23 protein-coding genes and 2 pseudogenes are annotated in these 25,839 nt (G+C 48.7%); 7 read left to right on the top strand and 18 right to left on the bottom strand.

Annotated features, from left to right (window positions below; genetic code table 11):
* Positions 1 to 59: 59 nt before the first annotated feature.
* Positions 60 to 1,574: a multicopper oxidase family protein gene (locus HJG54_RS34870; RefSeq protein WP_316437127.1), complete on the top strand. Its 1,515-nt coding sequence runs from the start codon at positions 60 to 62 to the stop codon at positions 1,572 to 1,574.
* Here HJG54_RS34870 and HJG54_RS35715 read toward each other — a convergent pair.
* The 10 genes and pseudogenes from HJG54_RS35715 to HJG54_RS34825 form a co-directional block, all read right to left on the bottom strand.
* Complete coding sequence (locus tag HJG54_RS35715; protein WP_420717445.1) at positions 1,483 to 1,743, bottom strand: hypothetical protein; 261 nt, start codon at positions 1,741 to 1,743, stop codon at positions 1,483 to 1,485. The genes HJG54_RS34870 and HJG54_RS35715 overlap by 92 nt on opposite strands.
* A gap of 115 nt (positions 1,744 to 1,858) precedes the next feature.
* Positions 1,859 to 2,569, bottom strand: coding sequence for a TVP38/TMEM64 family protein (locus HJG54_RS34865; protein ID WP_316437258.1), 711 nt, complete (start codon positions 2,567 to 2,569; stop codon positions 1,859 to 1,861).
* 126 nt (positions 2,570 to 2,695) lie between these two features.
* Positions 2,696 to 3,211 carry a flavodoxin FldA gene (fldA, locus tag HJG54_RS34860; protein ID WP_316437126.1) on the bottom strand — a complete coding sequence of 172 codons (516 nt, stop codon included), beginning with the start codon at positions 3,209 to 3,211 and terminating at the stop codon, positions 2,696 to 2,698.
* 98 nt (positions 3,212 to 3,309) lie between these two features.
* Positions 3,310 to 3,717, bottom strand: a complete 408-nt coding sequence (locus tag HJG54_RS34855; protein ID WP_316437125.1) for a MerR family DNA-binding protein — start codon at positions 3,715 to 3,717, stop codon at positions 3,310 to 3,312.
* Positions 3,718 to 3,830: 113 nt separating this feature from the next.
* On the bottom strand, positions 3,831 to 4,805 hold the full coding sequence (locus HJG54_RS34850; protein WP_316437124.1) for a cupredoxin domain-containing protein: 975 nt from the start codon (positions 4,803 to 4,805) through the stop codon (positions 3,831 to 3,833).
* A gap of 35 nt (positions 4,806 to 4,840) precedes the next feature.
* Entirely contained in the window at positions 4,841 to 5,044 is a 204-nt protein-coding gene (locus tag HJG54_RS34845) for a hypothetical protein (RefSeq protein ID WP_316437122.1), read from the bottom strand.
* 80 nt (positions 5,045 to 5,124) lie between these two features.
* Positions 5,125 to 7,410 (bottom strand): heavy metal translocating P-type ATPase, encoded by a 2,286-nt coding sequence (locus HJG54_RS34840; protein ID WP_316437120.1) that lies wholly within the window; start codon positions 7,408 to 7,410, stop codon positions 5,125 to 5,127.
* A 148-nt stretch (positions 7,411 to 7,558) separates the two neighbouring features.
* A pseudogene (locus tag HJG54_RS34835) lies at positions 7,559 to 7,747 on the bottom strand (heavy-metal-associated domain-containing protein); the annotation flags it as partial.
* 478 nt (positions 7,748 to 8,225) lie between these two features.
* Positions 8,226 to 8,783 carry a DUF305 domain-containing protein gene (locus HJG54_RS34830; protein ID WP_316437118.1) on the bottom strand — a complete coding sequence of 186 codons (558 nt, stop codon included), beginning with the start codon at positions 8,781 to 8,783 and terminating at the stop codon, positions 8,226 to 8,228.
* A 158-nt stretch (positions 8,784 to 8,941) separates the two neighbouring features.
* Positions 8,942 to 9,271: a four-helix bundle copper-binding protein gene (locus tag HJG54_RS34825; RefSeq protein WP_316437116.1), complete on the bottom strand. Its 330-nt coding sequence runs from the start codon at positions 9,269 to 9,271 to the stop codon at positions 8,942 to 8,944.
* 302 nt (positions 9,272 to 9,573) lie between these two features.
* On the opposite strand from HJG54_RS34825, the gene HJG54_RS34820 reads away from it, so the two are divergent.
* Positions 9,574 to 10,269, top strand: coding sequence for a DUF305 domain-containing protein (locus HJG54_RS34820; RefSeq protein ID WP_316437115.1), 696 nt, complete (start codon positions 9,574 to 9,576; stop codon positions 10,267 to 10,269).
* Positions 10,270 to 10,311: 42 nt separating this feature from the next.
* Here the strand turns inward: HJG54_RS34820 and HJG54_RS34815 are convergent, their stop codons facing one another.
* The 3 genes from HJG54_RS34815 to HJG54_RS34805 all read right to left on the bottom strand — a co-directional run bounded on the left by HJG54_RS34815 (position 10,312) and on the right by HJG54_RS34805 (position 13,388).
* Positions 10,312 to 10,644, bottom strand: a complete 333-nt coding sequence (locus tag HJG54_RS34815) for a hypothetical protein (protein WP_106172994.1) — start codon at positions 10,642 to 10,644, stop codon at positions 10,312 to 10,314.
* Positions 10,645 to 10,782: 138 nt separating this feature from the next.
* Positions 10,783 to 12,570, bottom strand: a complete 1,788-nt coding sequence (locus HJG54_RS34810) for a bifunctional 3'-5' exonuclease/DNA polymerase (RefSeq protein WP_316437255.1) — start codon at positions 12,568 to 12,570, stop codon at positions 10,783 to 10,785.
* Between the two features lie 68 nt (positions 12,571 to 12,638).
* Complete coding sequence (locus tag HJG54_RS34805; RefSeq protein ID WP_316437254.1) at positions 12,639 to 13,388, bottom strand: hypothetical protein; 750 nt, start codon at positions 13,386 to 13,388, stop codon at positions 12,639 to 12,641.
* A gap of 58 nt (positions 13,389 to 13,446) precedes the next feature.
* On the opposite strand from HJG54_RS34805, the gene HJG54_RS34800 reads away from it, so the two are divergent.
* The 4 genes from HJG54_RS34800 to HJG54_RS34785 are packed head-to-tail and all read left to right on the top strand — an operon-like array spanning position 13,447 to position 17,404.
* Positions 13,447 to 13,752 (top strand): hypothetical protein, encoded by a 306-nt coding sequence (locus HJG54_RS34800; RefSeq protein WP_316437253.1) that lies wholly within the window; start codon positions 13,447 to 13,449, stop codon positions 13,750 to 13,752.
* A gap of 23 nt (positions 13,753 to 13,775) precedes the next feature.
* Positions 13,776 to 16,187, top strand: a complete 2,412-nt coding sequence (locus tag HJG54_RS34795) for a M23 family metallopeptidase (RefSeq protein WP_316437252.1) — start codon at positions 13,776 to 13,778, stop codon at positions 16,185 to 16,187.
* 13 nt (positions 16,188 to 16,200) lie between these two features.
* Positions 16,201 to 16,758, top strand: a complete 558-nt coding sequence (locus HJG54_RS34790) for a hypothetical protein (RefSeq protein WP_316437251.1) — start codon at positions 16,201 to 16,203, stop codon at positions 16,756 to 16,758.
* A gap of 25 nt (positions 16,759 to 16,783) precedes the next feature.
* Entirely contained in the window at positions 16,784 to 17,404 is a 621-nt protein-coding gene (locus HJG54_RS34785) for a hypothetical protein (RefSeq protein ID WP_316437250.1), read from the top strand.
* Between the two features lie 103 nt (positions 17,405 to 17,507).
* Here the strand turns inward: HJG54_RS34785 and HJG54_RS34780 are convergent, their stop codons facing one another.
* A complete protein-coding gene (locus HJG54_RS34780) occupies positions 17,508 to 18,614 on the bottom strand; it encodes a DUF5895 domain-containing protein (protein WP_316437249.1) in 1,107 nt (368 codons plus the stop codon).
* Between the two features lie 197 nt (positions 18,615 to 18,811).
* Between HJG54_RS34780 and HJG54_RS34775 the strand changes: the two genes are divergently transcribed.
* On the top strand, positions 18,812 to 20,695 hold the full coding sequence (locus tag HJG54_RS34775) for a type IV secretory system conjugative DNA transfer family protein (protein WP_316437248.1): 1,884 nt from the start codon (positions 18,812 to 18,814) through the stop codon (positions 20,693 to 20,695).
* Positions 20,696 to 21,048: 353 nt separating this feature from the next.
* Here HJG54_RS34775 and HJG54_RS34770 read toward each other — a convergent pair whose 3' ends face one another.
* The 4 genes and pseudogenes from HJG54_RS34770 to HJG54_RS34755 form a co-directional block, all read right to left on the bottom strand.
* Positions 21,049 to 21,699: a hypothetical protein gene (locus tag HJG54_RS34770; protein WP_316437247.1), complete on the bottom strand. Its 651-nt coding sequence runs from the start codon at positions 21,697 to 21,699 to the stop codon at positions 21,049 to 21,051.
* Between the two features lie 54 nt (positions 21,700 to 21,753).
* Positions 21,754 to 21,993 carry a hypothetical protein gene (locus HJG54_RS34765; RefSeq protein ID WP_316437246.1) on the bottom strand — a complete coding sequence of 80 codons (240 nt, stop codon included), beginning with the start codon at positions 21,991 to 21,993 and terminating at the stop codon, positions 21,754 to 21,756.
* Positions 21,994 to 22,227: 234 nt separating this feature from the next.
* A pseudogene (gene recA / locus HJG54_RS34760) lies at positions 22,228 to 23,061 on the bottom strand (recombinase RecA); the annotation flags it as partial.
* Positions 23,062 to 23,129: 68 nt separating this feature from the next.
* The gene (locus tag HJG54_RS34755) at positions 23,130 to 25,751 is read right to left on the bottom strand and encodes a DEAD/DEAH box helicase (RefSeq protein WP_316437245.1); all 2,622 of its coding nucleotides are present in this window, start codon (positions 25,749 to 25,751) and stop codon (positions 23,130 to 23,132) included.
* Between the last annotated feature and the right edge of the window lie 88 nt (positions 25,752 to 25,839).

Here is a 25,839-nt window from a genome sequence, read left to right as displayed (position 1 = left end):
TTCATATTCTTCATAATGGAAGTGGCTGAGAACAACTACAAGCTTCAAAGCAATTTCTGATGAATACGCACCGTTTCAATCGTAGGCGATTTCTAGTGACGCTGGGTGCCTCCACCCTGGGTGGTTTTTACTTGACCCGGTGTGTCTCTTCTGGGCAGTCTCAGAGCTTATCGACCCATGCAGATCATCATACTAGTGTCGATGGGCTGCTGGATGTATCTTTGAGTGCGAGTGTTGGTTCAGTTCGCTTAGCAGGACGACAGGCAACTTTACTCGCCTTCAATCACCAGGTTCCAGGACCTCGTTTCGAGGCAAACCCAGGAGATACCGTTCGTATCCGTTTTACGAACAATCTATCCGAATCGACCAATCTGCACTATCACGGCTTGCATGTTTCTCCCAACGACAAAGCCGACAACGTTTTCCTAGAGATTCCTCCCGGTGAAACCATCACGTATGAATTTGACATCCCCAACCATCATCCTGGCGGTACCTTCTGGTATCATCCCCATCGCCATGGGCTAGTAGCAGACCAGGTGTGGGGAGGTTTAGCCGGGTTATTCATTGTGCGCGGAGAACTGGATCAGATTCCAGAAATTCAAGCCGCCTCAGAAGCGTTTCTTGTTTTCAAAGATTTTGCCTTGGGAGAAGATGGACAAATCCAGGCTCCTAATCGGATGGAGCAACGGATGCAGGGACGAGAAGGATCGATCGTCACAGTGAATGGTAGTGTGAACCCTACGCTCTCTATTCCTCAAGGCGGATTGCTGCGGTTGCGGTTGCTAAATGCCTCACCGTCTCGCTTCTATCGGCTTATGCTGGAAGACCATCTGTTGTATTTAATTGCAACCGATGGCGGTGCATTGAGTGAACCTGTGGAATTGAGAGAGCTATTGCTGGTTCCGGGAGAACGCGCTGAGGTACTTGTTCGAGGAGAACGCGAACCAGGGCAATATCGCTTGCTGAACCTGCCCTATAACCGGGGCGGGATGATGGGTGGCGATGGCATGATGGACGGCGGCATGATGGGTGGTGGGATGATGGGCGGTGGCATGATGCGGCGATCGCCAGCTAACACGCCAGAAGACCGTTCCCAAACCCTGGCAACCCTTACCTACAGGGGGCAAGTGAGTCCTCTCCCCATTCCCCAAATCCTGATCCCTGTCGAAGCCTTACCTGAACCTCAGACAGTACGACAGATCACTCTCAGTCATGGCATGGCACCGGGGCAGGGCATGGTCTTCACGATCGATGGCAAGACGTTTCATCACGATCGCATTGATACGCAAGTGCGTTTAGATACCGTTGAGGATTGGGAAATTGCCAACACTGGCATGATGATGATGGGCTTCGATCATCCGTTTCATTTGCACACGAATATGTTCCAGGTGATTAGCCGCAATGGACAGCCTGAACCCTATCGTGCTTGGAAGGATACCGTGTTGGTTCCCAGAAATGAAATAGTGCGGATTCGGATTCCCTTCAAAGACTTCGCAGGTAAGGCGGTCTACCACTGTCACATTCTTGATCATGAAGATTTGGGCATGATGGGCGTGATTGAAATGCAAGGATAAAACATAGAATACTACAGACGTGAAACGATACATGGGGATAGGCTTGGCATTTTTGTCGGGCGATCGCTGACTTGCGCTCGGAAATATCTACACCGATGAAGGACTGGGCAGGGTTCTCTTGCAACGATAACCGTTCAAACTCTTTGTTACCGCAGGCTAAATCAAGCACCCTAGCTTCCGGTGGAATCCTTGCCCAACAATCCTTCAGAAACAACAATGTTTTCGTGATGTACTGGTTCCTAGCGGCGATCGTACACCGATGCCAGTTAGATATATTGCCTTCGTTACTCCATCCGAACCGTATCCCTCAATCCCAACCAGTTATAGCGCCGAATACCCCAAGGTAGTCCAACCAAGATAATCAGAAACATGATCGACAAGACAATCCCCTGCGGAAAATCAACGACGATCGCATCTCCCAGGTAGGTCAACAAGAAGGTGGAAGGAATCATGCCCAATAGCGTTGCTGTGGCATAAATGGGCAAGGAAAGCCCAGTCATTCCGGCTCCATAGCTGATCAGATCAAACGAAAGCACCGGCAACAATCGAGACCCAAAAATTAGCCAACCGAGATAAATTTCACCTTTCCGCTTCGAGAAAACAACGATTTTTCCGGTCAGTGCTTTAATTGCCGATCGCCCCAATGTGCGTCCCAGATAGTATGCAATCAATCCGCCTAAAAATCCCCCGATCACACTGTAGATACCTGCAAGCACAGTTCCCCACAATGCCCCTGCGATTACCGCTAAAGGTGCACTAGGAATGGGGCTGACGACAACCGATAAGGTAATCAGCCCGATATAAATCAATGCTCCCCAACTTCCTAAACGACGAACTGTTTGCTCAAATCCATCCGGGGTAAATAGGTTGACCATGAATTGGTTAAAATCAGGCTGGGTCAACCATAAGCAAAGTAGCAGACAGAGCAGGAGAATCCCTAAAGCAATACCATTGGAACGGTTGAATAAAATTTGCCTACGCTGCGATCGATGCATTGCCATTAATTATCATTACTCCACCATTTCAATGTCTGCTAGATTTCACCACTGCCTTCAGATAGAAGCTCAGAGCCGTACTACCATCTCCAGATCTCTGACATCGCTGCGATCGGTTGATGAGGGCTACACTCCAAACTCAGCCTTTAATTGAGCAACCCATGCTTTGATGCGTTCTTCTGTCAATTCAGACTGGTTATCTTCATCCAAGGCTAACCCCACAAATTTACTGTCTCGGAGTGCTTTAGAATCACTGAACTCATATCCTTCAGTAGACCAGTAGCCAACTGTTTCGCCACCAAGTTCAGCTATTTTTTCCTCCAATATTCCCATTGCATCCTGGAAGGTATCAGGATAGCCAATTTGATCACCTTCTCCAAAGTATGCGACTTTCTTACCACTGAAATCGATATTATCTAACTCATCATCATAGAAACTTTCCCAGTCACTTTGCAGTTCACCTACATTCCAGGTTGGGCAAGCAATGATGATATACTGATATTCATCAAAGTCGTTAGGTTCGGTTTGTGAGATATCCTGTAGTGTTACAACACTGTCACCACCAAATTCTCTTTGAATGAGTTCGGACGCTGTTTGAGTGTTGCTTGTTTGAGTTCCGTAAAAGAGTCCAATCTTAGCCATTTTTGCCTCTTAAATTTCAATTGAAAATAGTGTTGTTCTTGGGTTGAGTGAGCTAAGGCTTGATGATAAAAAGCACAAGGAGCAATACTTGTCTAAGCCTATCCAATAATCGGACAAATGCTGTCTTTAGGATGATCAGGAACAGTTTCCCGACCGGATAACAGCACCTTTAACTCCTGTTTAAGAATTTGCAGTTGTTGGATTTGTTGTTCAATCGCGTCCAGCTTATCCTCCAGCTTCACTTTGACGTGATTGCAGGGTAAGTCGCCTTGATCAAGCCCATCTAGAAAATCCTTGATCTCGGCTAAGCTCAGCCCTAAAATTTGAACACGTTTGATGAAGCTCAATCGAGCACAAACATCCGAGTTGAACAATCGATATCCACCTTCCGTTCTCCCAGTTGTCTTCAGCAAGCCTAGCTCTTCGTAGTACCGAATCGTTTTAATGGGAATACCGCTTGCTTTTGCAACTGAACCAATCAACTTAGGAGCATTTTGAACTAACATATCTCTCACTCCATCCTGAGTATTCCTCTCTTTTAGCCTAAACTCTTCAATTGGCTAGAGAGTCAAGGGGGTACTGGAGAATTGATCGTCTCTTCATTCATCCCATAAAAGTTTTACGCTTCTCGGATTGAATCTTGAGAAAACCATTTTTTACTGCTGGAAGTTTTTGCAGGTCGCACTTCGATCATTCCATAATTCATCTTCATGCCACACATAAACTCATACTCACCGGGCTGGGCTGGTGTAAATTCCACTGTTGTGATTTGGTCAGGTTTGAGATCAATAGCCACGTCAAACTCTGGAATGAGCAATTGGTCATAGCATTCACTGAGATTCTTGCGATCGAAATGCAAGTGAATGGGATATCCAGCTTCAACAATAACCCGCTTGGGTTGATAGCCTTTAGCAACAGTAACAGTTGCTTCCTGAATTCCTGCTGATGTCATTGTTGCTTCAACACTGGATGTCGAATTCGTTAAATGCTCAGTGTGATGAGTTACCTGATCAGTAGGATGCGCTGACTGAGGAACAGAGGCGATCGCGGTTGCTGTACCTCCCTCCGCAGCTTGTACATCTACTATCCCTCTAAACATATTCATGCCGCAGGTAAACTCGTATCGACCAGGTTTGTTAGGCGTGAATTCGATCGGTGTAACTTGATTGAGCGGTAATTCTTGAGCAATGCGGAAGTCTGGGAAACGTACCTCTTCCAAACAACTGCTGGGATCTTTGCGGTCGAAGTTCAACCGCACAGGCTGTCCAGCATTGACCACCACACGGCTGGGATCGTAGCCACCGTCAACCATCACTGTCACCTCCTGAATCCCTTGCCTACTCTCAGCTTTTTGAGATTTCGGTTTGCTGAAAAGGAACCACCACAGTTCTAAACCAATTAGGGCTAATCCCCCGGCTGCAACCGCCCCTTTCACTCCTAGCGGTTGATCGATCCGGCGAAACTGAGTTCGTTGTTCTCCTTCGGTGGCGGGCATTTCCATTGGCATTTGTGCCACTGCTGTGCCTGAACCCATTACCAGAATTAATCCGAGCAAACCAGCTAAGCGACCTACCATTCTTTTTTTGCTTATCATCAATCAACTCCTTCCAAACGCTGCTTCGGTTTGTTTTACGGGATAACTTGTTCTGGCTGGTTCGCCGTATAATTAGCGTCAGGCGACTCCACAGAGCCTTGATACCCACACATATTTCTCATCATCATCCTGCCCATTCCACCCATCATGCCAGCCATACCAGCTACACCAATCAGAATAGTCAGAACGACACCAAGAACTAGACCACCTACGCCATAAAGGGCTGCTTTACTATCCATGCTTTCCTCCTGAAATAAAAACATTCATTTTTCAAAATCAGTTAGTTTTAACTTCTGCTGTTCTGTCTTTGCTGCCAGGCTTAGCGGCTAGGATGGGCTTGGAAATTCCGCAGGCGTAGCGCATTCGTGACAACAGACACAGAACTGAGTGCCATTGCTCCTCCAGCAATAATGGGATTCAAAAGCCATCCGAAAATAGGGAAAAGAATACCCGCTGCGATCGGAATTCCGGCAGTATTGTAGATGAAGGCAAAGAAGAGGTTTTGCCGAATGTTGCGAATCGTGGCACGACTGAGTTGAATGGCAGTGACAATACCATGTAAGTCACCAGAGATCAGCGTGATGTCGCTGGCGGCGATCGCCACATCGGTTCCCGTGCCAATTGCCATCCCCACATCCGCCTGAGCCAGAGCAGGTGCGTCGTTGATGCCATCACCCACCATCGCCACAATTTTGCCCTCTGATTGAAGTTTTTGTACTGTTGCCGCTTTTTGATCCGGTCGCACTTCCGCAAACACTCGCTGAATGCCAACTTCACGGGCGATCGATTCAGCCGTGCGGCGGTTATCTCCAGTCAACATCACGACTTCTAGTTTGAGGCGTTGTAAGGCACGAATAGCTTCTACAGAAGAGGGTTTCAAGGCATCTGAGATCCCCATTACACCTTGAATTTCGCCATCCACCGCAATCCAGATGACTGTTTTACCCAAATATTCCAACCGCTCTTGGTGCGCTTGCAGTGAATGAGTTTCCATGCCGAGTTCTTCCATCCAACGACGAGTCCCTATTTGCACAAACCGAGTTTCCTGCGGAGACGCTCCGCGAATGGATACAACCCCTTGCACACCGCTGCCGGCGATCGCCTCAAATTCTCTGACATCTGCTAATTCGACCTGTTGAGATTGGGCATAGCGGACCACCGCTTCCGCTAGGGGATGTTCTGAATTGCGTTCAACGGATGCTGCGAATCGAATCAGGTTTAACTCGTTTTGATGGGCAGTGCCTTGGGTTGTGACAAAATCCGTGACGGTTGGTTTGCCTTGCGTAATGGTTCCCGTTTTGTCCAGAACAATGGTTTTAATCTTATGAGCCAGTTCTAAACTCTCTGCACCTTTGATCAAGATGCCATTCTCTGCACCTTTCCCCGTTCCCACCATGATCGATGTCGGCGTTGCCAGACCAAGGGCACAGGGACAGGCAATAATCAGCACACCAACGGTGGTAATCAGCGCCAACGTAATGTTGCCCATAATGTTAAACCAGAGGATGAAGGTGAGGATGGCGATCGCTATCACCACTGGCACAAACCACCTCGTCACCTGATCGGCAAGCCGTTGAATAGGGGCTTTCGATCCTTGCGCTTGCTGCACCAGTTGAACAATTTGAGCCAAGACAGTATCTTTACCCACGCGAGTGGCGCGGAACTTAAAGCTGCCCGTTTTGTTGATGGTGGCTCCAATCACTTCATCTCCAGGCTGCTTCTTTACTGGAATACTCTCACCCGTTACCATAGATTCATCGATCGTAGAGGCACCATCTACCACTTCACCATCCACCGGAATCTTTTCACCTGGACGCACTAGCACCACATCCCCTTGCTGGACTTCTTCGATCGGCACATCCACTTCTTGCCCATTGCGAATTAGCCGTGCCGTCCTTGCTTGCAGCCCAATTAATTTACGAATAGCTTCAGAGGTTTGTCCTTTGGCACGATTTTCTAGCCACTGTCCTAATAGAATCAGCGTAATGACAACAGCCGCTACCTCATAGTAGACATCTGGCATGAGTCCCTGATTCAAAAAGAAACCAGGAGAGAGGGTAGCAAACACGGAATAGAAGTAAGCAACACTGGTGCCCAGGGCAATCAGAGTATCCATTGTTGCAGTATGGCGCTTGAAAGCTTTCCAAGCGTTAATGTAGAAGGTATAGCCACACCAAAACTGTACTGGAGCCGTTAAAACAAGCTGAACCCAGGTGTTTTTCAATAGGGCGGGAATAAAGGGCAAATCCACCCCAATCATGTGATCCAATGATCCAATAATTAACACTACGCTGATTACGGCACCGACAATAATCTTGCGACGCAGGTCGCGGGATTCAGCTTGGCGGGCCGCTTTCTCAACATCATCCTCCCCCGTAACCATCCGTTGATCGTCAAGGGGAGCGGCTGAATACCCAGCTTCATCCACCGCCGCTTGAATCGCTTGTAGATCGGTCTTCTTGGGGTCATAGTGAACTGTTGCTTGCTCTGCACCAAAGTTAACCGTTGCTTCACGGACACCCGGAACCAACCGAATGGCTTCTTCAATACTGTTGGCACAGGAAGCGCAACTCATGCCGCGCAGTTTAAGTGTTGTACTTTCCATTAAATTCCCCTTGAATTCTCTACTGCAACCGGATAACCAGTCTTGGTGAGCTAACTTGACCTCAACACTATTGGGCTAAGTCCTGGCTCAAATCCTCTTCGGCACGATCTTCAGCTGGAGTTGCTGTGACTGTTTCCATAGCAGTTTCTATCTGATAACCTGCTGTTGCGATCGCTTGCTTTACCGATGCTTCAGATGCTTGTGTTTCAACATTAACTTGCTTGGTTTTAGGATCAGCTTGAACTGTAGCACTAGGATCGATCGCCTCGATCGCCTTGATAATTGTGTCGCTACAGGCAGAGCAAGCCATGTTGGGAACCGTCAGTTGAAGAGCCATGACTCTAAATCTCTAAATGTGTAACTGCTTCTATCTTGGAGTCTCTAGTTCACTAGAGAGTCAAGGGGGAACTGGAAAAAATAATCGAGTCTACTCAACTCATGTTGAAACGAACAAACCCTGGAGTCTATTGCCAGACCAACTAGGGCTATAATTCTTCTACTTCTGGCTGGATTAATTGCAGCAAAAAGCTACAATTCGCTTCTCTTCAGTCCAACGTAAGAGATTGTGGAAGTAATTGCGTCTGCCCGCTGATGTAAAACGGTTAAGAAAAGGTCTGTAAGAGCCAGGAGTATCAGTCCAACACCACCTGCGAGTACTAGCCAGTCCATGCTTCAACTTTTTCCTTTCCCAGGATTAGAAGAATTTTTTATTTTAAAGTGACGGAACTAAAGCTACGATTAGTTTACTTGGCTGCTGCTGCCATCTGGCTCAATTGATAATACGCGCTAGGCATTCACAACGAAAACCTGTCTGTTTACTGCACTACTTCTCTAATCTGGCGCTCCATCTCGGGGGTTATTTCGGTCGATCGAGCGGGAAGCTCGACCTCCCCTCGTTCTCCGTTCTCCGCAATATCATCGAGGAGCAACTGCATCTCAGCTATTTCACGAACCTGCGACGCAATGATCTCATCCGCAAGCTCACGAACGCGCGGATCGCTAATGCTTGCCCTCTGCGCATTGTTAATGGCAATTGAGTGGTGGGGAATCATCGCCTTCATGAAGGTGACATCTCCGATCAGTGCCTGGGTTCTATTTACGGAGAGCAGAATCACGCCGAGCGCGGTAGCTAAACCGAGAACTGCGATCTTGGTTCCTACTCCTCGATACATCGACCACATAAAGGAAAGCATCACAACGGTCATCACACACCCCATTACCAATGAGGCGACCAGTCGATTTACGCTAAACAGTGCGTGATCAAGTGAGTATATAAGCTGATACATCAAGAAGAACATGATGAACGTCGAGGTCGCGATCATCGCTGCGAATCGGTTCCAACCCATTCCTGCCATGTCTTTCTGTTGATTCATGTTGCTTCTCCACCCTTTCAAAATAATGCTTTCGCTCAACTCCTCCCGTCACTTCTATAGCCGACTTACATAAGCGCAGAAGTTGTAGAGGGAATTGGCAAGCTTATCAAGCAGGCTTGCCAACCTCCTGATACTTTAAACTGTAAATTTCGGTCGAATTAACGCGATGTGGCAACACTAACCACCTTGCGGTATTCCTCAACTGCCGAGCGGCAAGCTTTGGCACAGCTTTGGCAATGTTCGTTATTGTGTTTTTCGCATTCACTGGCGCAGGCTTCGCAGATATCGATACAAGCTCGAACAACCTGAGGGATGAATTGAGACCCGCGACTCATGTAGCCAGCGATCGTCCAACACATTTGGGCACAATCGCGGCAGAGACGAGCGCACTCTGCCATGCTGCCCATACAGGTATCAGCGCAGTGTTCACATTCGTGAGCACAGTGAATGGCAGCATCAATACTGGTTTTATACTGCTGATGTGGCATTGTTAGATTCTCCTAGAAACGATAAAACTTCTTCTCATAGGAGTACGGTAGGAAGTTGTATAGATACTGTGCATCCAGCTTTTGAGGTAAAGATATTTTCTATAATTTCCGACCTTTGGACAGTAGGGATTTCATGTTGATTTTATTTTTTAGTGCGTCTACCACAAACTCGTCTTGGCTTGTATCGCTGTTTACCAGCTAAGATTTCATCCTGATTTTATTTTTGTCTGTCATCATTAACGCTTGTAAGAAGTTAATGCTTTGACCCAAAAACCTGGAGGCTTGATTAGGTGGTTACGTTAATGAGAAAGACACTCGCCTCATTTCTGTTGGTCGGAATCGTGCCTTTAGTGTCATTTAGCCTAGCTGCTTGTAGTGGTACAGCCTCCGAACAAGCTGCTGAAAGTCGTCCTAGCAGCTCCACGATGGCTCAGATGGATCATGGCTCCATGAATAGCCCCATGCCAATGGATCATGGCTCCATGATGAACATGAATTTGGGACCTGCCGATGAAAACTTTGATCTGCGCTTCATTGATGCCATGATTCTCCATCATCGAGGCGCAATTCAGATGGCGGAAGAAGCTCAGCAAAAAACGAGCCGCTCAGAAATTCAGCAGCTTGCCGCAAACATTATTGAATCGCAAAGTCGCGAAGAAAATGAGTTGTTACGAGCATGGCGGCAAGCATGGTATCCGAACGCCAGTGCAGAGCCAGTAATGTATGATGCAGCCAGTCAATCGATGATGCCCATGACCGCATCGCATCAACAGAGCATGGCGATGCAGATGGATCTCGGAGAAGCGGACGAAGAGTTTGATTTGCGATTTATGAATGCTATGATTCCTCATCATGAGGGGGCAGTTGCAATGGCACAGGAAGCGTTAGAGAAGAGCGATCGCCCTGAAGTTAAAGAACTAGCTCAGAACATTATTGATAGTCAGCAGCAAGAAATTGATCAGATGGTGCAGTGGCGGAAGGACTGGTACGGGCAGTAATATCGGAAAATACTTCTCGTCTTAATACATTGGGGAAGCCAATCATTCTTCCCCTTTTTCGCTAAATTTGCCTAAATATACGCTCTTCAATCCCATCGTCCCCTTCTTCGTTACTCCCCAGTAGCGCAGATAGCGGTAAGGTCCATAGGTTTTACCCGTCTTAGCATCGGGAATCATCTTCAGCTCAATATGCCCTCGCCCTCCGTGCTTCCCCAGCGGTGTGCCATCCTCACGAGTCTCCTGGTTCTTCTCCTCTGCCTCCTGCTGCCGTGACTCCAATAGCCCCTGAATCATTTCAGCCAGATCCCCTAACTCTTCATCACTCCAATCCTGGAGTTGCTGAATCAACCGCGCTGCTTTGCTCCGCTTTGGCATCTCCCACCCCTGACCCCGCAAAAATTGCTTAGGGAATACTTAGGAATCTTTAGCTTGTTTTTATTCCCTAAGTCCAGATTCACCCGTACTGCTTTTGCTTAGGGAAAACTTAACTCGTTATAAAGGCAAAACCATTCCCTAAGCTTCATCACCACCCCAACTAGCTGAAACTTTGAAGTCTACGACTACCGGGATCGGATGCAGAAACTTCCGAGCTGCTGCAACCATGCCGCGATGTAAGAGATAACTGATATGCTTCGCCTCAGCAACAGGACACTCCAGCAAGATCTCATCATGAACTGTGCAAATCAGCTTTGCTCCTGTCTCTGCCAGTACTTTGTTAAGTTTCACTAACGCCAATTTCGTGATGTCAGCATTCAATCCTTGGACTGGATGGTTCAGCAACTCTGCCAGCCTGGGTTTATCCGCCCACCTGCGCCGACGTCCAGCTAGGGTACGGCTCTCCTTTGTTCCCCGGATGTAACTACGCTTGATCGTCTCATGCCACTCTGCCACTCCGGCGTATGCTTCAAAGAAGCGTTTTCGGAATGCCTTTGCCTGCTCCAGAGACAGAGTGACCCCATACTTTGTCTCAGCGTAGCTCTGAAGTTTGGTGACACCCATGCCGTAAATCAGCCCAAAATTGATGGCTTTGGCAAGCCGTCGATCTTCCTCGCTCACATCAGCGATCGCTTTTCCAGTTACTAGAGCTGCTGTCAGTCGATGCAGGTCTTCACCTTTACGATATGCTCGTTGCATCCGGGCATCGCCACTCAAGCGGGCAACAATTCGCAGCTCAATTTGAGAATAGTCCGCTCGCACGATTTGATAACCTGGTGCAGCGACAAAGCAAGTTCGGGCAGCCGCATCGCGAGGAATGGTTTGCAAAGGCGGATTACGACAAGAAAACCGACCCGACCTAGCTCCAAGCTGATAGTACGTTGGGTGAATCCTTCCGGTTACAGGATGGACGTGCTTGGGCAAGCTATCGGCAAACGTAGCTGTGATTTTGGAGAGGTGCCTGTAATCCAATAACGCTTGGATCACAGGGTACCGCTTCGCCAGTGGCACCAGTTCCTTCTGGTTAGTCGAATTCACTGGAATCCCAGCTGCTTGTAGTGCTGCAAGCACCTGTTGCGGAGAATTGGGGTTGATTGCATCTGTCATTTCTGGCAGCAAGGACATTTGAGCATTTCCAACAATTCGGAGCTGTCTGACTTGATGAAGTGCAGTATCGCGATCGCTCTCCAGCGTTGCCCCTAACGTTTGCCAACGAGAGAGGTCAAGCAACATACCATTCAGTTCCATCTGAGCCACCGCAGGCATACAGTGAAACTCAAGTTGAGCAATTTTGAGAAGCTGCGATCGCTCTAGCTTCTTGACCAAGATCGGATACAGCTCCAGCAAAATGGCTGCATCCACTGCTGCATACTGTAACTGCTGTGATGTCAGCGGTTTGCTCCAGTCGCTCACCTGTTGGGTTTTATCCAGTTCTATGTTCAGGAGCTTTTGAGCAAGAGTTTGCAATGAGAGACTCGTTTTTAATCCTGCCGTTAGTACTCGATAAGCAAGTTGTGTGTCGAAGAAAGGAACACTGGGCTGGAGTCCTGCCTTTGTAAGAAACTGCCAGTCAAATTTACCATTATGAGTAATTTTGATCGCAGGACTGGAGAGGAATTGGCGGAGTGGGTAGCGATCGCAAGGAGCAATCTGGGGTAAATCGATCAGAATCACCGGTTGATTGGGGGCTGCAAGCTGAATCAGTCGAATGGTTTGAATGTGAGGATCTAACCCAGTGGTTTCGCAGTCCAAGCCAAGAATTGAAGACTGTTCAAGCAATCGCAGTGTAGTTTCAAGTTCTCTACTTGATGTAATCAAGTGATAGGTCACATTTTTCAAATTAGGGTAAGTTGTGGAGACGGACATGACTGGAAATAGATGGAGGACTATCCTGAAGGGGCGATAGCACCCATCATTCCGGTAGCTCTCATGATTCAAAACAAACTGCCCTGTTTCGGTTGATCGGTTGTTTGAACTGGGTTAACCACCGCGAGCGCCTCTTCTTTCGCTCGATTGCGCCGTTTTCCCCACCCTTGTTGAGCTGCGTGCTTCACCACACTCTGACGAATCGATCGGCTCAGATCATGAAATTCAGTCTTGACAGTCTTGAACTCAATCGCATGGCCACCAATCAATTCATAAAAATTGTCAGCCCCTTCTGGTAATTTGTTGTGCTTCCGCATCACCTCATTTCCTGCCCAAATGTAAAGGTCGGAATAGTCCCTGTGCATGGGTGCTTCAAAACTGGCGGGCATCATGTAAGCCAATACTTCAGTCGGTGTAGCATAGTCCCCCACTTGATCCTGTTCATATTCGGAAAGAATGAGGTCAAACCGATCCTGCATACAGGCAGCCTTCAACCAAGTTGGAATTACATCTCCCCACAAACTTCGATGTAATGCTAATGGTCCCGCTAAATAACGAACATGATGGATCGAAAACCCTGCCATCTCCAACATGCAAGCCAGTAGTTCTTTGGGAACATCCAGGGATGCTAAAAGCCGCAACATTTCTAGGGTGCTGGATGAGCAACGGGTATCTTCATTACCAGCATTTTTTTGAAGGGTTCGGACTAATTCTTCAGGAATAAAACTCAATTGATCCACAGTGCAAGTCTCCTCTAAAGCCGTTTCCCACAAACAGCCAGTTGGCTGGAGCACTGTTGTCCAACTGGTTGAGGTCATCACTAGGGCAGGCTTTATAGGCTGACAAGTATATCGTTTCGTTTAGAAGGCTTGCGCGATGAACACTGAACCGATCCCTGATTTCAATATCAATTCCGATAGCAATAGCGGTTATCAAACGGAAGGCTATCAAACCGATGGCTATGGAGGCGGACAATCAATTTCTGGAGCTGGCAACAATCCCTGGCAAACCGACCACTTCAGCGATGGCTACCAGGAGAACATCTTTGAGCAAAACTTTGGTGACACGCCCTACTCAGAATCTGCTGCTAACCCCAACCCTCATCTAAAGGGCTATGGCAAGGGTTCCGCTTATCAGCCGAAAACAGAGCGTAACTTTTCCGCACCCGAATTGGAGCTTTAATTCCCTCAACCCGGTCTGATGTCATGAATACCCCACTGAGAATGCCAGAAGGCTTCAAAAGGCAGCGTGTTCTGGCATGGCTCATTTCGCTGTGCTTGATTGTCATCAGCCTTTGCGGGTTCAATGCACCTGCATTTGCTCGCACCATTGACGATGGCAGCCTACCAACCCGGATTCTAGAAGTTGCAGGGAGTCAATCTGGGCTACCTGCAACTCAAGTTTTATTGCCCGATTGGAGCCGAATTGCTCTGTCGCAGATGCCGGGTATCAGCCGTTCTGGTTCGATCGATGGCAAACCCTATGTGCAAACGTTGGGGTATGACCTGAGCCGCCGTTGGAATGCAGGTATGACTCCCGATCAGTATTTGAAGCTGGGGGACATTTCGCAAGCATTTCAGGCAGAAGTCTTTTCACCAGGGGCGATCGCCCAACTCACGAATCTCGATCTCAATCAAGTTGCCCTGAGTGCGTTTACGTTGGCAGCCGATCAAACCCTGAACCATTTAGCAAAAGTGGTGCCGGGGCTAGCACAAACTAATGTCCGGGCGATCGCCCCTGTCGCGGCTCTTCTCGCTGCCAAAGCCATCGGCATTAATGTCTCTGATCAAACCCTAGCTGAAGTGCTGGCACAGAATCCCCAGATTGGACAGCTACCCTTAAAGGAGATTGATCTTTCTCGCTTTCCTGTCACCTCTATTCCCAACCTGGAAGCCGTTCAGCTTCAGCAGTTTGAGGGCTGGATGAACAGCTTTGTGCAAGATATTCCAGGATTGGGTCAGGTGCCATTAGGGTCAATGCCCAACCCGATCGCTGAACTGGGTAGCCTGGTCATGCGAGTTGATCAGGTGTATGGTCCAGCAGAGGCACAGCGAAATAACACTATTTCTGGCTCCGATGTTCAGGGCTTTTCTGTCCCCTGTGCTGAAACGGATTGCGCCTATGTTGAACTGGATGATCTGGAGAACGCCGGACGTAGTGCGCGTGGCAGGCTGGAAGGCAAGCAATGGATTTCAGGAAAATATCAGGAAGTCCAGGGTGGCTGGGGTGTCTTGCGATCGGTGAATGATGGACGAGAACCTACGGGACGCTTGCCGTTTGGCTCTGCCTTCAAAGTTGTGGTGATGGAGCCAGATGAAACCACGGATACCGTAGATACTGCCTTGTTCTTCCGCTTCTGTGCTGATGCATTAGGCTGCACACCTTACTTCATTGGTCCTGTGCCGTTCTTTACCTACAAAGTCAATGCTTTGATGTTTGTGGGGGATTTGAGCGATCAACGAGCTGCTGTGGCATCTCAACCCACCGGAGCCAGCCGAGAACCTGGAAGCAGCCAAACTATTGCTGGCAATCAAGATGGAAACAATCCCTGTAGTCTAGATGGCAGTAGTCAGCCTGTGTCGGCACAATCTGTGCAAGGTATTGATTTAGATGCATTGGCAGAAGCGATCGCCAGCATCGAAAGTGCTGGCAGCGGAGGTTATCAGGCGGTTGGAGTTCATACTTGTGCGGATGGAGGAAGCAACTGTGGACGGGGGTTAGGACGCTACCAGTTCATGAGCTACAACCCCTATGCAGTTCAGTTAATTGCTGCAAAGCCAGGGGGTCAGGGATTCTTAAATCGCATTGGACAGGGCTACCAACCCACTGATGCAGAACTGTTTCAGTTCTTTCCACCTGCTGATCAGGATCGCGCCTTTACGGCAGACCTCGCCAACAAAATTCAGGTGACACGAGGACAGATTGATCCAACGACCGGACAACCCTTCACAGGCGATCGCTTACTAGAACGAGTTGCCCAAAAACATTTCGGTGGCGACTACAGCCGTGTCGATGGTGGAGGCTCTGATGCCTTGGGTCGTTTGAGCCTGCGAGATTACGGTCGCGCTGCTGTGACTCGCTATCGCAATGGTGGCAATGGCACACTCACCTGTGCTCCCAGCGCCACCCTGACAACCGCTAATTCCTCTGGAGTCAAAAGCAATGAGGCATTCCAGGGCAGTGGAACACCAGGACAAGTCACTGGTAGGCTGACCAACCCTGCTCCAGGCTTCCCTGTCACCAGTGAGTTTGGTCCTCGCTCTAGCCCTTGCGCGAGTTGTAGCTCCAATCACGCTGGCATTGATATCGGAACACCGATCGGGACACCGATTCGAGCGGCTGATGGTGGCAAGGTTCTCTACGCAGGTTGGCTATCAGGCTATGGCAGAACCATGATTGTGGAACATGCCAATGGCAGGATGACGCTCTATGCTCACCTGGATTCAATGGACGTGAGTGCGGGTACTCCAGTAAGGCAGGGGCAGGCGATCGCCCGCAGTGGGCAGAGTGGCTTGGGCACTGGACCCCACCTCCACTTTGAAGTGATTGAAGGCGCTACCCCTGGTAACTGGCGCAGCGGCTCTTCCATCAATCCCAGACAGCGGGTTCAATTCTAAGGAGGAATCAACCATGCAACCCCAGCAGCGACTTTCACTGAGATCGATTGGCAGACGTTTGACTGCAACCTTCTGGCTACCCTTAGCGGTAGGAATGTTGCTCACTATCGGGTTAGGGTATCTTCCGCTTGATGCTCAAACTACTGGAATCCCAGAAACCGTCAGTCGTTGTATTCCCCAACAAACTCGACAGCCCATTGTGCGGAGCGAATTGATCGGCTCTAGTCGATTACAGGGCAAGGACTATTACCTGCTGGCAACTTACACCGAAAACAGCCAAGCACCAACGAATCTGATCATCGCGGTTACGAATGGACGCTGCGAGGAAGTGTTCTTCAACCCGATGGGCGATCGCGTTCCCTTTGCTAGTGTTGTGCCCCAGTCCGTTGCTCAACAATTGACGTTGGCACGATTCCAGCGAGAAATTCAGCGCATTGGCAAAGATCGCTTTCAGCAACAAGTCAGCGAGGGGGCCGCCTCCACTCAAAATCCTACCTGGTTTGCTGAGGAAGTCTGGGCACTCCGGCAGTTAGGTATTACCGTTCCCGCTAATGTTCAGGTTCAACAGTGAATGCAAGTTGAGAAGGAAACTCGCTATGACAGGCTCGGCTTCCAACCTGGCTCCAGTTCAGCAAGAACTGAGCACACCCACCATCCCTGCACCACCTCACTGGTTATGGCAGGTAGGATACTGGTTTCGCATCGGTTTTAGCCTTTTTCTGCTGTTATCGGTACTTATTGGCATGGCAGGTTGTAGTTCCAGTGCAGCAATGGTTCCCTGGCAAAAAGCGACAGCAGTAGTCCCTGAGCCTGTTTTAGAACAGGTGATTCAAGCAAACACGGATCTAAATATGACACAAGCCAAAGAAAACCTGCTTGCCTGGACTGTAGACGGAAAAGCAGGCAAACTGACGCTGTTTAATTTCAATACTCCTAATCTATGTGGAGCCTTGGGTTGTCTTTATGCTGGCTACTGGTTAAGAGAGAATCAATCCGCAGTAGAGGTGTTCCAAAACTATCTCAACCCTAACCTTCCAGCCAACAAACCGCTATTTCAAGTCGGAGAAAACCGGGGTCAGGCTCTGCCCTGCTTGAAGGTGTTACAGATGGAGGGCGATTCTCTCCGAGGCGGCAAAGCCGAACGCTTACGTCAATTGAATTATTGTTTTAATGGCGATCGTTACCAGCTTGCCGATAGTCAACTCTTCACGTCCTGAATGACTTTCAACATTAGTCCTTTAGCAGCAAGCAAAAAAGCTGCTGTAGCCAATTCAGCTCCAGCAGGGGTTAATCCAGAACAATTAATAGAGATAAATTAGACTACTCCTCGTCATCATCCAAGTCATCATCTTCAAAATCAAAGTCCTCATCATCTAACTCTGCATCTGAGTTCTCCAGATCATCCAGGAAATCTTCATCCTCTTCGATCTGCTTGATTTTTCTTGGAGGTTTTGTAGAAGGTTTAGCATTTGAGGCTTTGTTAGCCGTACCATTCTTGTGAGGCGGCAATACTTCTACTTCAACCGCTTCTACCTCACCTGGCAAGGCAGGCAGAGATTGAGGCTCCGTGAATCCTGCGATCGCATCATGCTGCTGCCAGATCAACGCCTTTGCCGTAGGAGTACCCAAATAGAGGAGAGACAACGTTTCGATCGTCGGTTTGGTATATGCCACCGTCTTGCAGCAGTCATGCTTGTTCTTACCCTCGCCTTCTTTAACGGCTTTGAACTCCACCTCCAACACTCCCAGACTCCGCCATCGATCGTTCTTGCCGCTAAAAGGCACATTGAAGTAGTCCGCAAACGTTTTTTCCAGGGCACGGTAGAACTCCTCGCGGGCTGATTTAAAGCTCCAAAGCGCAACGTTTTTGAACCGCACCACGATCGGCATTGTATGCAGCGGTTGGTTATCTTTATCTAGAAACAGCAGCGCATGTTCTGAACAAACATCCATAGATTTCTTGTCAAGGCTGTTGCGGTACTCGTCATAGAGTCCAACCACAGTGCCGCCCAAGTCTTCCACATCCGACTTGTAACGGATGTATTCCAGCACAAATGCCAGCACGAGCAACCGGGCTTCTGTAATCAAAAGACCCGTGACATCTTCAGTGAAGGTAACGGTCGTGAGATCATCTTCATCGGGCATCGCAATCCAGCCCGCCTTTTCCAACTGATCGATCGGAATCAGAATGCCAGCGGGCTTATCATTAACGACAATGCCATAGGGCAACTGCGGTCGGCGCACCTGATTGTAGGCATCGCTGAGTAGATCTGGATCAACTTCAAACTCGTCTGGTTCCGTCCTTTCAGTTCGAGTTGCGCGAGAGCCAGTCGCCGCAGTTGATTTTGGTGGTTTGGGAGTCGCCACTTTAGCACCCGTTCTGGTAGTGCTGGTAGAGCTATTTCTGGAGTTCGTTGATTTAACCATTTCAGTGCAGTCAAATGAATTATCCCCACTCCGAGGCGTTAGCCTGAGAAGTTGCCTGAGACAGAAACAATACGATTTGGCGATTGAGCCACTGAATATCACTACTCCATTCCCTACCTCCTAAAAAATGTCCAGATGGTTGAGCCATTACCTGACTTGCAATCGTTAGAATTCCTGCCAGATTTTAGTCATTCGCGATGCCTCTCCCCTTGCCGACATACTTAAATCATCTCTCCGGCAGCAAAAGCCCTAAATCCACTGCCCTAATCCAGGTGCCATCCCATTCCCAACCACTGGCAGCGATCGACTTTGGCAAAATGCTTCAGCAATACAACAATCCTCAAGGTTGGATGATGCTGGGTGGATTACTGGTTGTATTGTTGCTGCTCCGCATCAGTGGATCGGGTAAGGGCAAGATTACGACAGGCAAGCTATGCGGCACTGCGGAGAAACTATCTGCAACCAGCCTGTCACTCAAACAGATTCGGGAACGTAAACACAACAAAGTAACGCTCTGGTCTGGCACACCTCGTTATTGGGCAAAAGGATCATGGCGCGGGGTGATAACAACAATACAAACAACATTGGGAGCCTCCCCAACAGTTTGGTTTCCCAGTTCTGAGCGAGGTACGTTGGTCATCGGTGCTCCTGGCTCTGGAAAAACTTACTCCACAATCGATCGAATGTTGGAAAGTACTATGCAGCAAGGCTTTCCCATTCTGCTCTACGACAAAAAGGGTGATCAGATGCGCCTCCATGCACCCCTGGCAGCGCGATATGGGTATCAGGTCAGAGTCTTTGCACCAGGAGAAGCCTTTAGTGGCGTGATTAACCCGTTGGATTACATGCGGGATGCACGCGATGGAGTGATGGCAGGGGAGATCGGTAAAGTCATCAATCGCAACGCCAGAGAGGGGGACGGCGGGCGGAGCGACGAGTTCTTCACCAAGGCAGGAGACTTGCTGGCAAAGGCATTGCTGCAACTGGTCAAGGGTTCCCATTATCCCGATATGGCAATGCTCTACGCCGTGTTGCGCCTGCCTAACTTGGTGCATCGAATCGATTATGCGGTGCAATCCAAACAGTTAGATGAATGGGTCGCTACCTCTTTTGTGCAGTTCCTCAGTGCGAAGGACGCTGAAAAAACAATCTCTGGTATCCTAACAACCGCCGCAGGCACCTTCTCATCGTTCATTCAGGCAGACTTGCTACGAGCCTTTATTGGCAAATCAACGATTCCAACTCGTTTGGAAGGACGAGAAATCGTAGTATTTAAACTAGATGATGAACGTCGCAGTGTGGTAGGTCCGCTGCTAGCTGCTGCAATTCATCTGACGATTGTAGGAAATCTCAGCACACCTCGCAAAGATCCGCTAATTATTTCTCTAGACGAGCTGCCCTCGATCAAACTCGATCGCCTACCTCAGTGGATTAACGAATACCGTTCCAACGGCGCTTGTTTTATCCTGGGCATCCAAAGTTTGGATCAACTCTATGATATTTACGGAGATAAGATGGGTGCGGCGATCGCCTCTGCCTGTAGCACCCACGTCCTGTTTAATCCCGGTAATCATAAAACGGCTGAAGATTATTCAAAACGGTACGGCGAAAAAGAAGTGCTGATCAAAAATCGAACGACGGGGCGATCGCTCGGTGGACAAATGAGCCGTTCGATTAGCTGGAGTGAGAATCTGCAAAAAATGCCGGTGATCAGCGCCGATGAAATTCTCAAATTTCCTCAAGGCAAATGCGTGATCACCAGTCCTGGATACAGTTCAGGCGGACAGGCATCGATTCCTTATCCGTTGATTATTCCTGTCTCTAAAGCAGATGAGAAACGTGCAAAGGAGAGTGAGGCATTATGGGAAGTGCAAGTGCGAGCAGGCTTGGAGAGTCAAGTGATTCTGCCAAATGTAGATGCATTAACGCAAGCTTTGTATGATCGGATTGAAGAAGCAGAACGAATGTTACCACTTCCTGATGAAGGAGAAACACCAGCTTCGCCATCAAAAAGTGGTGTTGAAACTGATGCACTCGATCATTTCCCTAAACGAACTTTTACAACACCAGGATTACAGTAATAGCTCTGTTATCAACACGAACATATCAACGATTTTGTCTACGATCCAAACTACGAATCTGCAACTCTTGCCACCAAGTTGTACTCCGCTCTGTCAATCCTTCTAATCGATAAAGCCATTGATAAGACTGCCCTTCCGTTTGGACACACCACATTCCAACAACTGTTCCAACTTCCTTGGTTGTCCTAACTTTAACGATTTGGAAGAATGAGAATTCTGGCATTGGCACAGTTGGATGCAAGACTGGAATTGCACGCGTAGGATCATTTGATTGAGGCGATCGCGTTGTCATGAGTAAACACCTCGCATTATCTTAAATGCAGAAATGGATGTGAAATAGCGCTGATTCATTGCTACAGAGGCACTTCTGGAATCGCATCTAAGTTCAACAGCAACGAATAATCAGTGTTCGTATGGATTTCAGGCATTGGAAGCTTGGTAGGCTGCGTCAGAAGCTGCATTAACCACTGTTGCGTCTGATCCTGTTGCGTTTGATCCCACTGCAATCGGAGTTTTTGAGCTGGCAGAGATGGATGCAGTGCTAAACCAACCAGAGATAATTTCTCTGGAGGAATGGTGTAATGCACAGACATCACCCAAAGCTTTACAGCATCTTGCCAGGTTGGTTTTGCAGAGCAAATCGCCCATTCATAAAGTCTGGGCATCCCTCGTCGAAGACCGTAGTTAACCTGAACTTGAATGAAAATTGGAGTGTCCCCAGTCGTCAGAGGAGCAATCATTGGCGCATCAATCCAGAGTTTCTTCCTACCCTGGAAAAGCTCTGGAACCAGTTCTTGGGCTTCAGTGACCCATCGAGCCATCAATGGGTGAGTATCCAAAAGAGGTTGTACTGGCAGTCCCAGAAATAGCTGTTTCATCAACAACTGGAAATTAGCTGGATCTGCTCGATCAAGTGCAAATTCTGATTCATGAGTGCGTAATCCCAAAAGAGGCTGTTGACGTTGATGAACCTGATGCAGATCAGCCAGAGTAAAAAGTGCCATAGGTAAGAAGGGATAACTATCCTACCTATGCGGCGTTTGTCGCCGCTACAGTCTCTATCTAGGCAGTAGCGGCTCGGTGTGTTGGGCAGCCAGACTGGCTTCTAACAGCGTTTCCCAGGTGCGATCGTCCAGTTGTCCCATCGCTTGAACACAAGTTGAAAATTGCTGCCACTTCTCTTGAGCATGTTGAAACTGTGGATCAAATCCAGTTACATAGCAGAAAGTTTCAAATCCGTTGTCCCAGTAGAAGGTGCCAAGTGCTTTTCTGAGTTGATGAAATTGAGCAGGTTCCATAAGTATTGCTGAAAGGGATATCAAAACTGCCCATTTACCCCGCTAGGGGAGAAAAAAGTACTGTCTGAATTCAGACAGCATTAACTGGCTCCAAATTTGAACCACAACGTTGTGGTTCGAGAAGCTGTCGTTTTTGTGGGAGATCGTGGTAGTCCAGTTTCGGGTTGCGGCTGGTTTTGGTTGAAATCATTAGCGACACAGCAGCAAATCGCTATCTACTTGCCCGTTGGTTGCAGCAAGCTTATTGAGAGCATTGACATTGAAGATGCCTTTGCCAAAGATCATGTCAACTTCTGCCGCTCGAAAGGGTGGGGCAATCTTGTTCTTTGCCACCTTAACTTTGACTCGAATGCCGTATTCCTCACTCCCTCGCTTCAATGTCTGAATCCGGCGAGTATCCAACCGCATTGAAGCGTAGTATTTGAGTGCATTTCCACCTGTGGTTGTTTCAGGATTACCGTAAACTACACCAATCTTGAAACGCAGTTGATTCAGAAAAATCACGGTGCATTGACTATGCAGGCAATTCATTAACCGCCGGAGGGCTTTGCTCATCAACCAGGCAATGGAAGTCGTCGGAAAATCACCCATATCTGCTTGGAGTTCCGCCTCTGTCACCAATGCAGCTACAGAATCCACCACAATCAGATCAACACTCTTGGAACGCACCAGTTGTTCAACCAGTTCCATTGCCATCTCACCGCTATGGGGTTGACTGACCAGCATTTGATCGATATCGACTCCGATCGCAGTTGCATAAAGTGGATCGAGGGCGTGTTCCATATCGACAAAAGCAGCAATACCTCCAAGCTTTTGCATCTCGGCGATCGCCTGTAATGCCAGCGTGGTCTTACCGCTACTTTCTGGTCCATAGATCTCAATGATGCGTCCTCTAGGGTATCCTCCTCCTAATGCCAAATCTAGTTCAGTTGAGCCACTAGAGAAAGTTTCCACCTTCATGTGACTGGCATCTCCCAGCCGCACGATAGAACCATCTCCCAATTCCCGATTAATCGCTGCCAGTGTTCGTTCGAGGTTTGATTGCTTAGCTGCTAATTTGTTAGCCATCGCTTTTGAAAAATGAACAACCGATCTCCATTGCTGAAGATCGGTGAATGTGCAGCGATAGCTGAGCGTTATTCAGGAGTTATTTCTACTTCGGTTTGTACGCCAGGTGAAGTAATGGCATCCAACAAGACTAATCCCATTTGTTTCAATAAAGCGGTATTGCCATCAGGACAGCCATGTTGAATCAAACATTTAGCACAACCCACATCACAGTCACAACTACGAGCAATCGCAGCCGCCACACTCCCAAGTTCAGCCATATGTTTGAACACAGCTTCAGAAGCCCCATTTCCGCCGTCACTGGTGTCGTAGAAATAGCCTGCATAGTGGTTGCGATCGCCAGCTTCCTTAACTACCGAAAAGTTCACTTCTCTAGGGTCAACCCTGGCAAACAGTTGCAGCGATCGCAGAATTTGATGCCCAAAGCTGTGGATGGCGATCAGGCTACTGGGATGCTCCCATAATTGCTGATAGCCGGGTGGAATTGGCTGCCCACTGCGACTCAAGCTAGTTCTTGCTTCTCTGGCAAAGGTTTGAAGATAGTCTTGGGCAGTGGAGTCGATCGCCACTTTGACAATAGGGGCTGAAAACTGAGTCCGATAAGGCTGCTCAAAACTTTCCTCAGATAAGGTTTTGATAATCAGTGCCTTGCGAGTCAGCTTGCTGCAAAGCGGACAGCGACGGTCGCTTGGTAACGGCTCTTTGTAGTTCAAGCAGCGCCGGTTCAGACAGGTCTGTTCATAGATCTGTGTCATCAAACTGTACCCGCTGGTGACATGGCTGATTTGCCCATAGCTGAGTTCAAGCGTTAGAACGGCAGGTAAATCAGCAACCCCTTCCGCATGGGGAAATTCTAAAGGCAATGCGACCGGATTGGTTAAAGCCTTCAGGCTGCTGGTTTCCGATTGAGTGAAGGCAACCGTGAATAGGGGGCTATCCGGCACTTGTTTCAGAATTGCCTGCTTACTGGTTAAGTCGAGCGAGATGCATTGATAGGTCAACATTTGCCCATCGCCATCTTGTCGTTTGTAAATGGCATGAGGATGCACTTCCCGATAGGCAATGTCCTCTGACACTTCTTCCAGTGCTTCGCCCGACTCAGCATCCATCAGTTTGACGGTCGTTTGAGACACACCTCCCCGAAAGTTGACATCTTTATGCGGGTAGCCCCGCGCCCACAGCCCATTACGCCCTTTATTGAGATGTCCTTGAGCCATTAAAAGTTTTGCAACCGCAATCGCAGCACTCCCAAAGTAATGCTTGATTTTGCTGGTGGGAATGCCCGTTTCTGCTGCGGCACAGAGAAGATGTTTAGCCGCAAAGATGGGATATTCATCATTGAAGAAAACGTCCTCCGCTTCGCCAGAGATCAACAGTTCTGGATGCTCTGTGATGTAGCGATCGATTGGATTAAGAGCATTGGGAATCAGCACTGTCATTCCCGGTTTGACACGTCCGGCTCGACCGCTGCGCTGCTGATATGCCATCTTGGAGCCGGGCCAGCCCCTTAGAACACAGCACTCCAGCTCAGGTAGGTCAATGCCAGCTTCTAAGGCTTCCGTCGCAATAATCCATTGAATGATACCGGACTGGAGTTGTTGAACCACCTCAGCCCGACGCTCTGGATTGATACCGCCATAGAAAGCAGCCACCTGGTTTGACTTCAGCAATCCTGTTAGATCCCTGACACTCCGGCGCGAGTTGCAAAAGACAATCCCGGACTTTCCCTGAACTAACAAGAACTGAATAATACGGGCTGTATCCGCAGTCAGGTTGTAGCTGGGTTGAGTCAGAACTACCTGACGATGGGGTGCCGCAGCTCCGCTCCTATGAATCCAAATGAGAGGCTTTGGAACACGTTTAGTTGGTTTCAGTCCGGACAGCTTCTGGGCAAGCTGTTTCGGGTTGCCACAGGTTGCACTCAGAAAGATGAATTGCAGCTCTCTGGAGCGACCGCCATAGTGATCCACTGCTAACCGAATGCGACGGATCAACCAAGCCATGTTGGCTCCATAGCTACCTGAAAGGGTATGTGCCTCATCGATCAACACATAGCGCAAATGTTGGTAGAAGGTTGCCCAGCGCTCTGACTTCCAGGTTTGCTTGAGTTGAAAATGAATCAGTTCTGGCGTGACTCCCAGAATGTGAGGATCGGATGCGAGAATTTGCTCCCGTTCTTCGGTCTTCACATCTCCTGTCATCATTGCCAATACAGGACGGGAGACAACAGGCATCGCTGAGAGCAACTCCGAGATTTTGTGAAACTGATCCAGCGCTAGTGCGCGGAGTCCGTAAAATGCCAATGCCCGGTGTCCTGCATTTATGCAACCTTCCAGAATGCCGGGGTAGGTGCTGAGTGTTTTGCCGCTGGCAGTGGGAGAGGTGAGAATTAGACTCTTGCCTGCACGAATGGCTTGCAAAGCCTTGAGTTGATGAGAGTAGAACTGGTGAATCCCCTGAGCATGAAGAGCCTCAACCAATTCAGGTGGCAAATCAGCAGGAATCTCTTTCAAATCTGGCTCTTGTGCAGAAATGGTTTGCTGCCAGAGTAAGTCTTCTCCCAAGAATTCAATGATATCGGTTGGTTCAGAAGGACGACCGCTCGTTGAATCAGGGTTTTCTGTAATAGAAGTTGTCGGTGGTGTCCAGAAACTCTGGAGCAGAGCACCATAGTTCGGTGTAGTTGTCATGATCGTTGGCTTCGCTCACTGCCCCAAAACATCCCCCATAGGGGAAGGCAGATGCCTGCACAGTTACAGGCATTCGATCGCCTCAAAC

It is taken from the genome of Leptolyngbya sp. NK1-12 (genome assembly GCF_032598965.1).
Taxonomy (GTDB): domain Bacteria; phylum Cyanobacteriota; class Cyanobacteriia; order Elainellales; family Elainellaceae; genus Elainella.
Note: the sequence above shows the minus strand (reverse complement) of the source record. Positions and strands in the feature narration are given on the sequence as shown.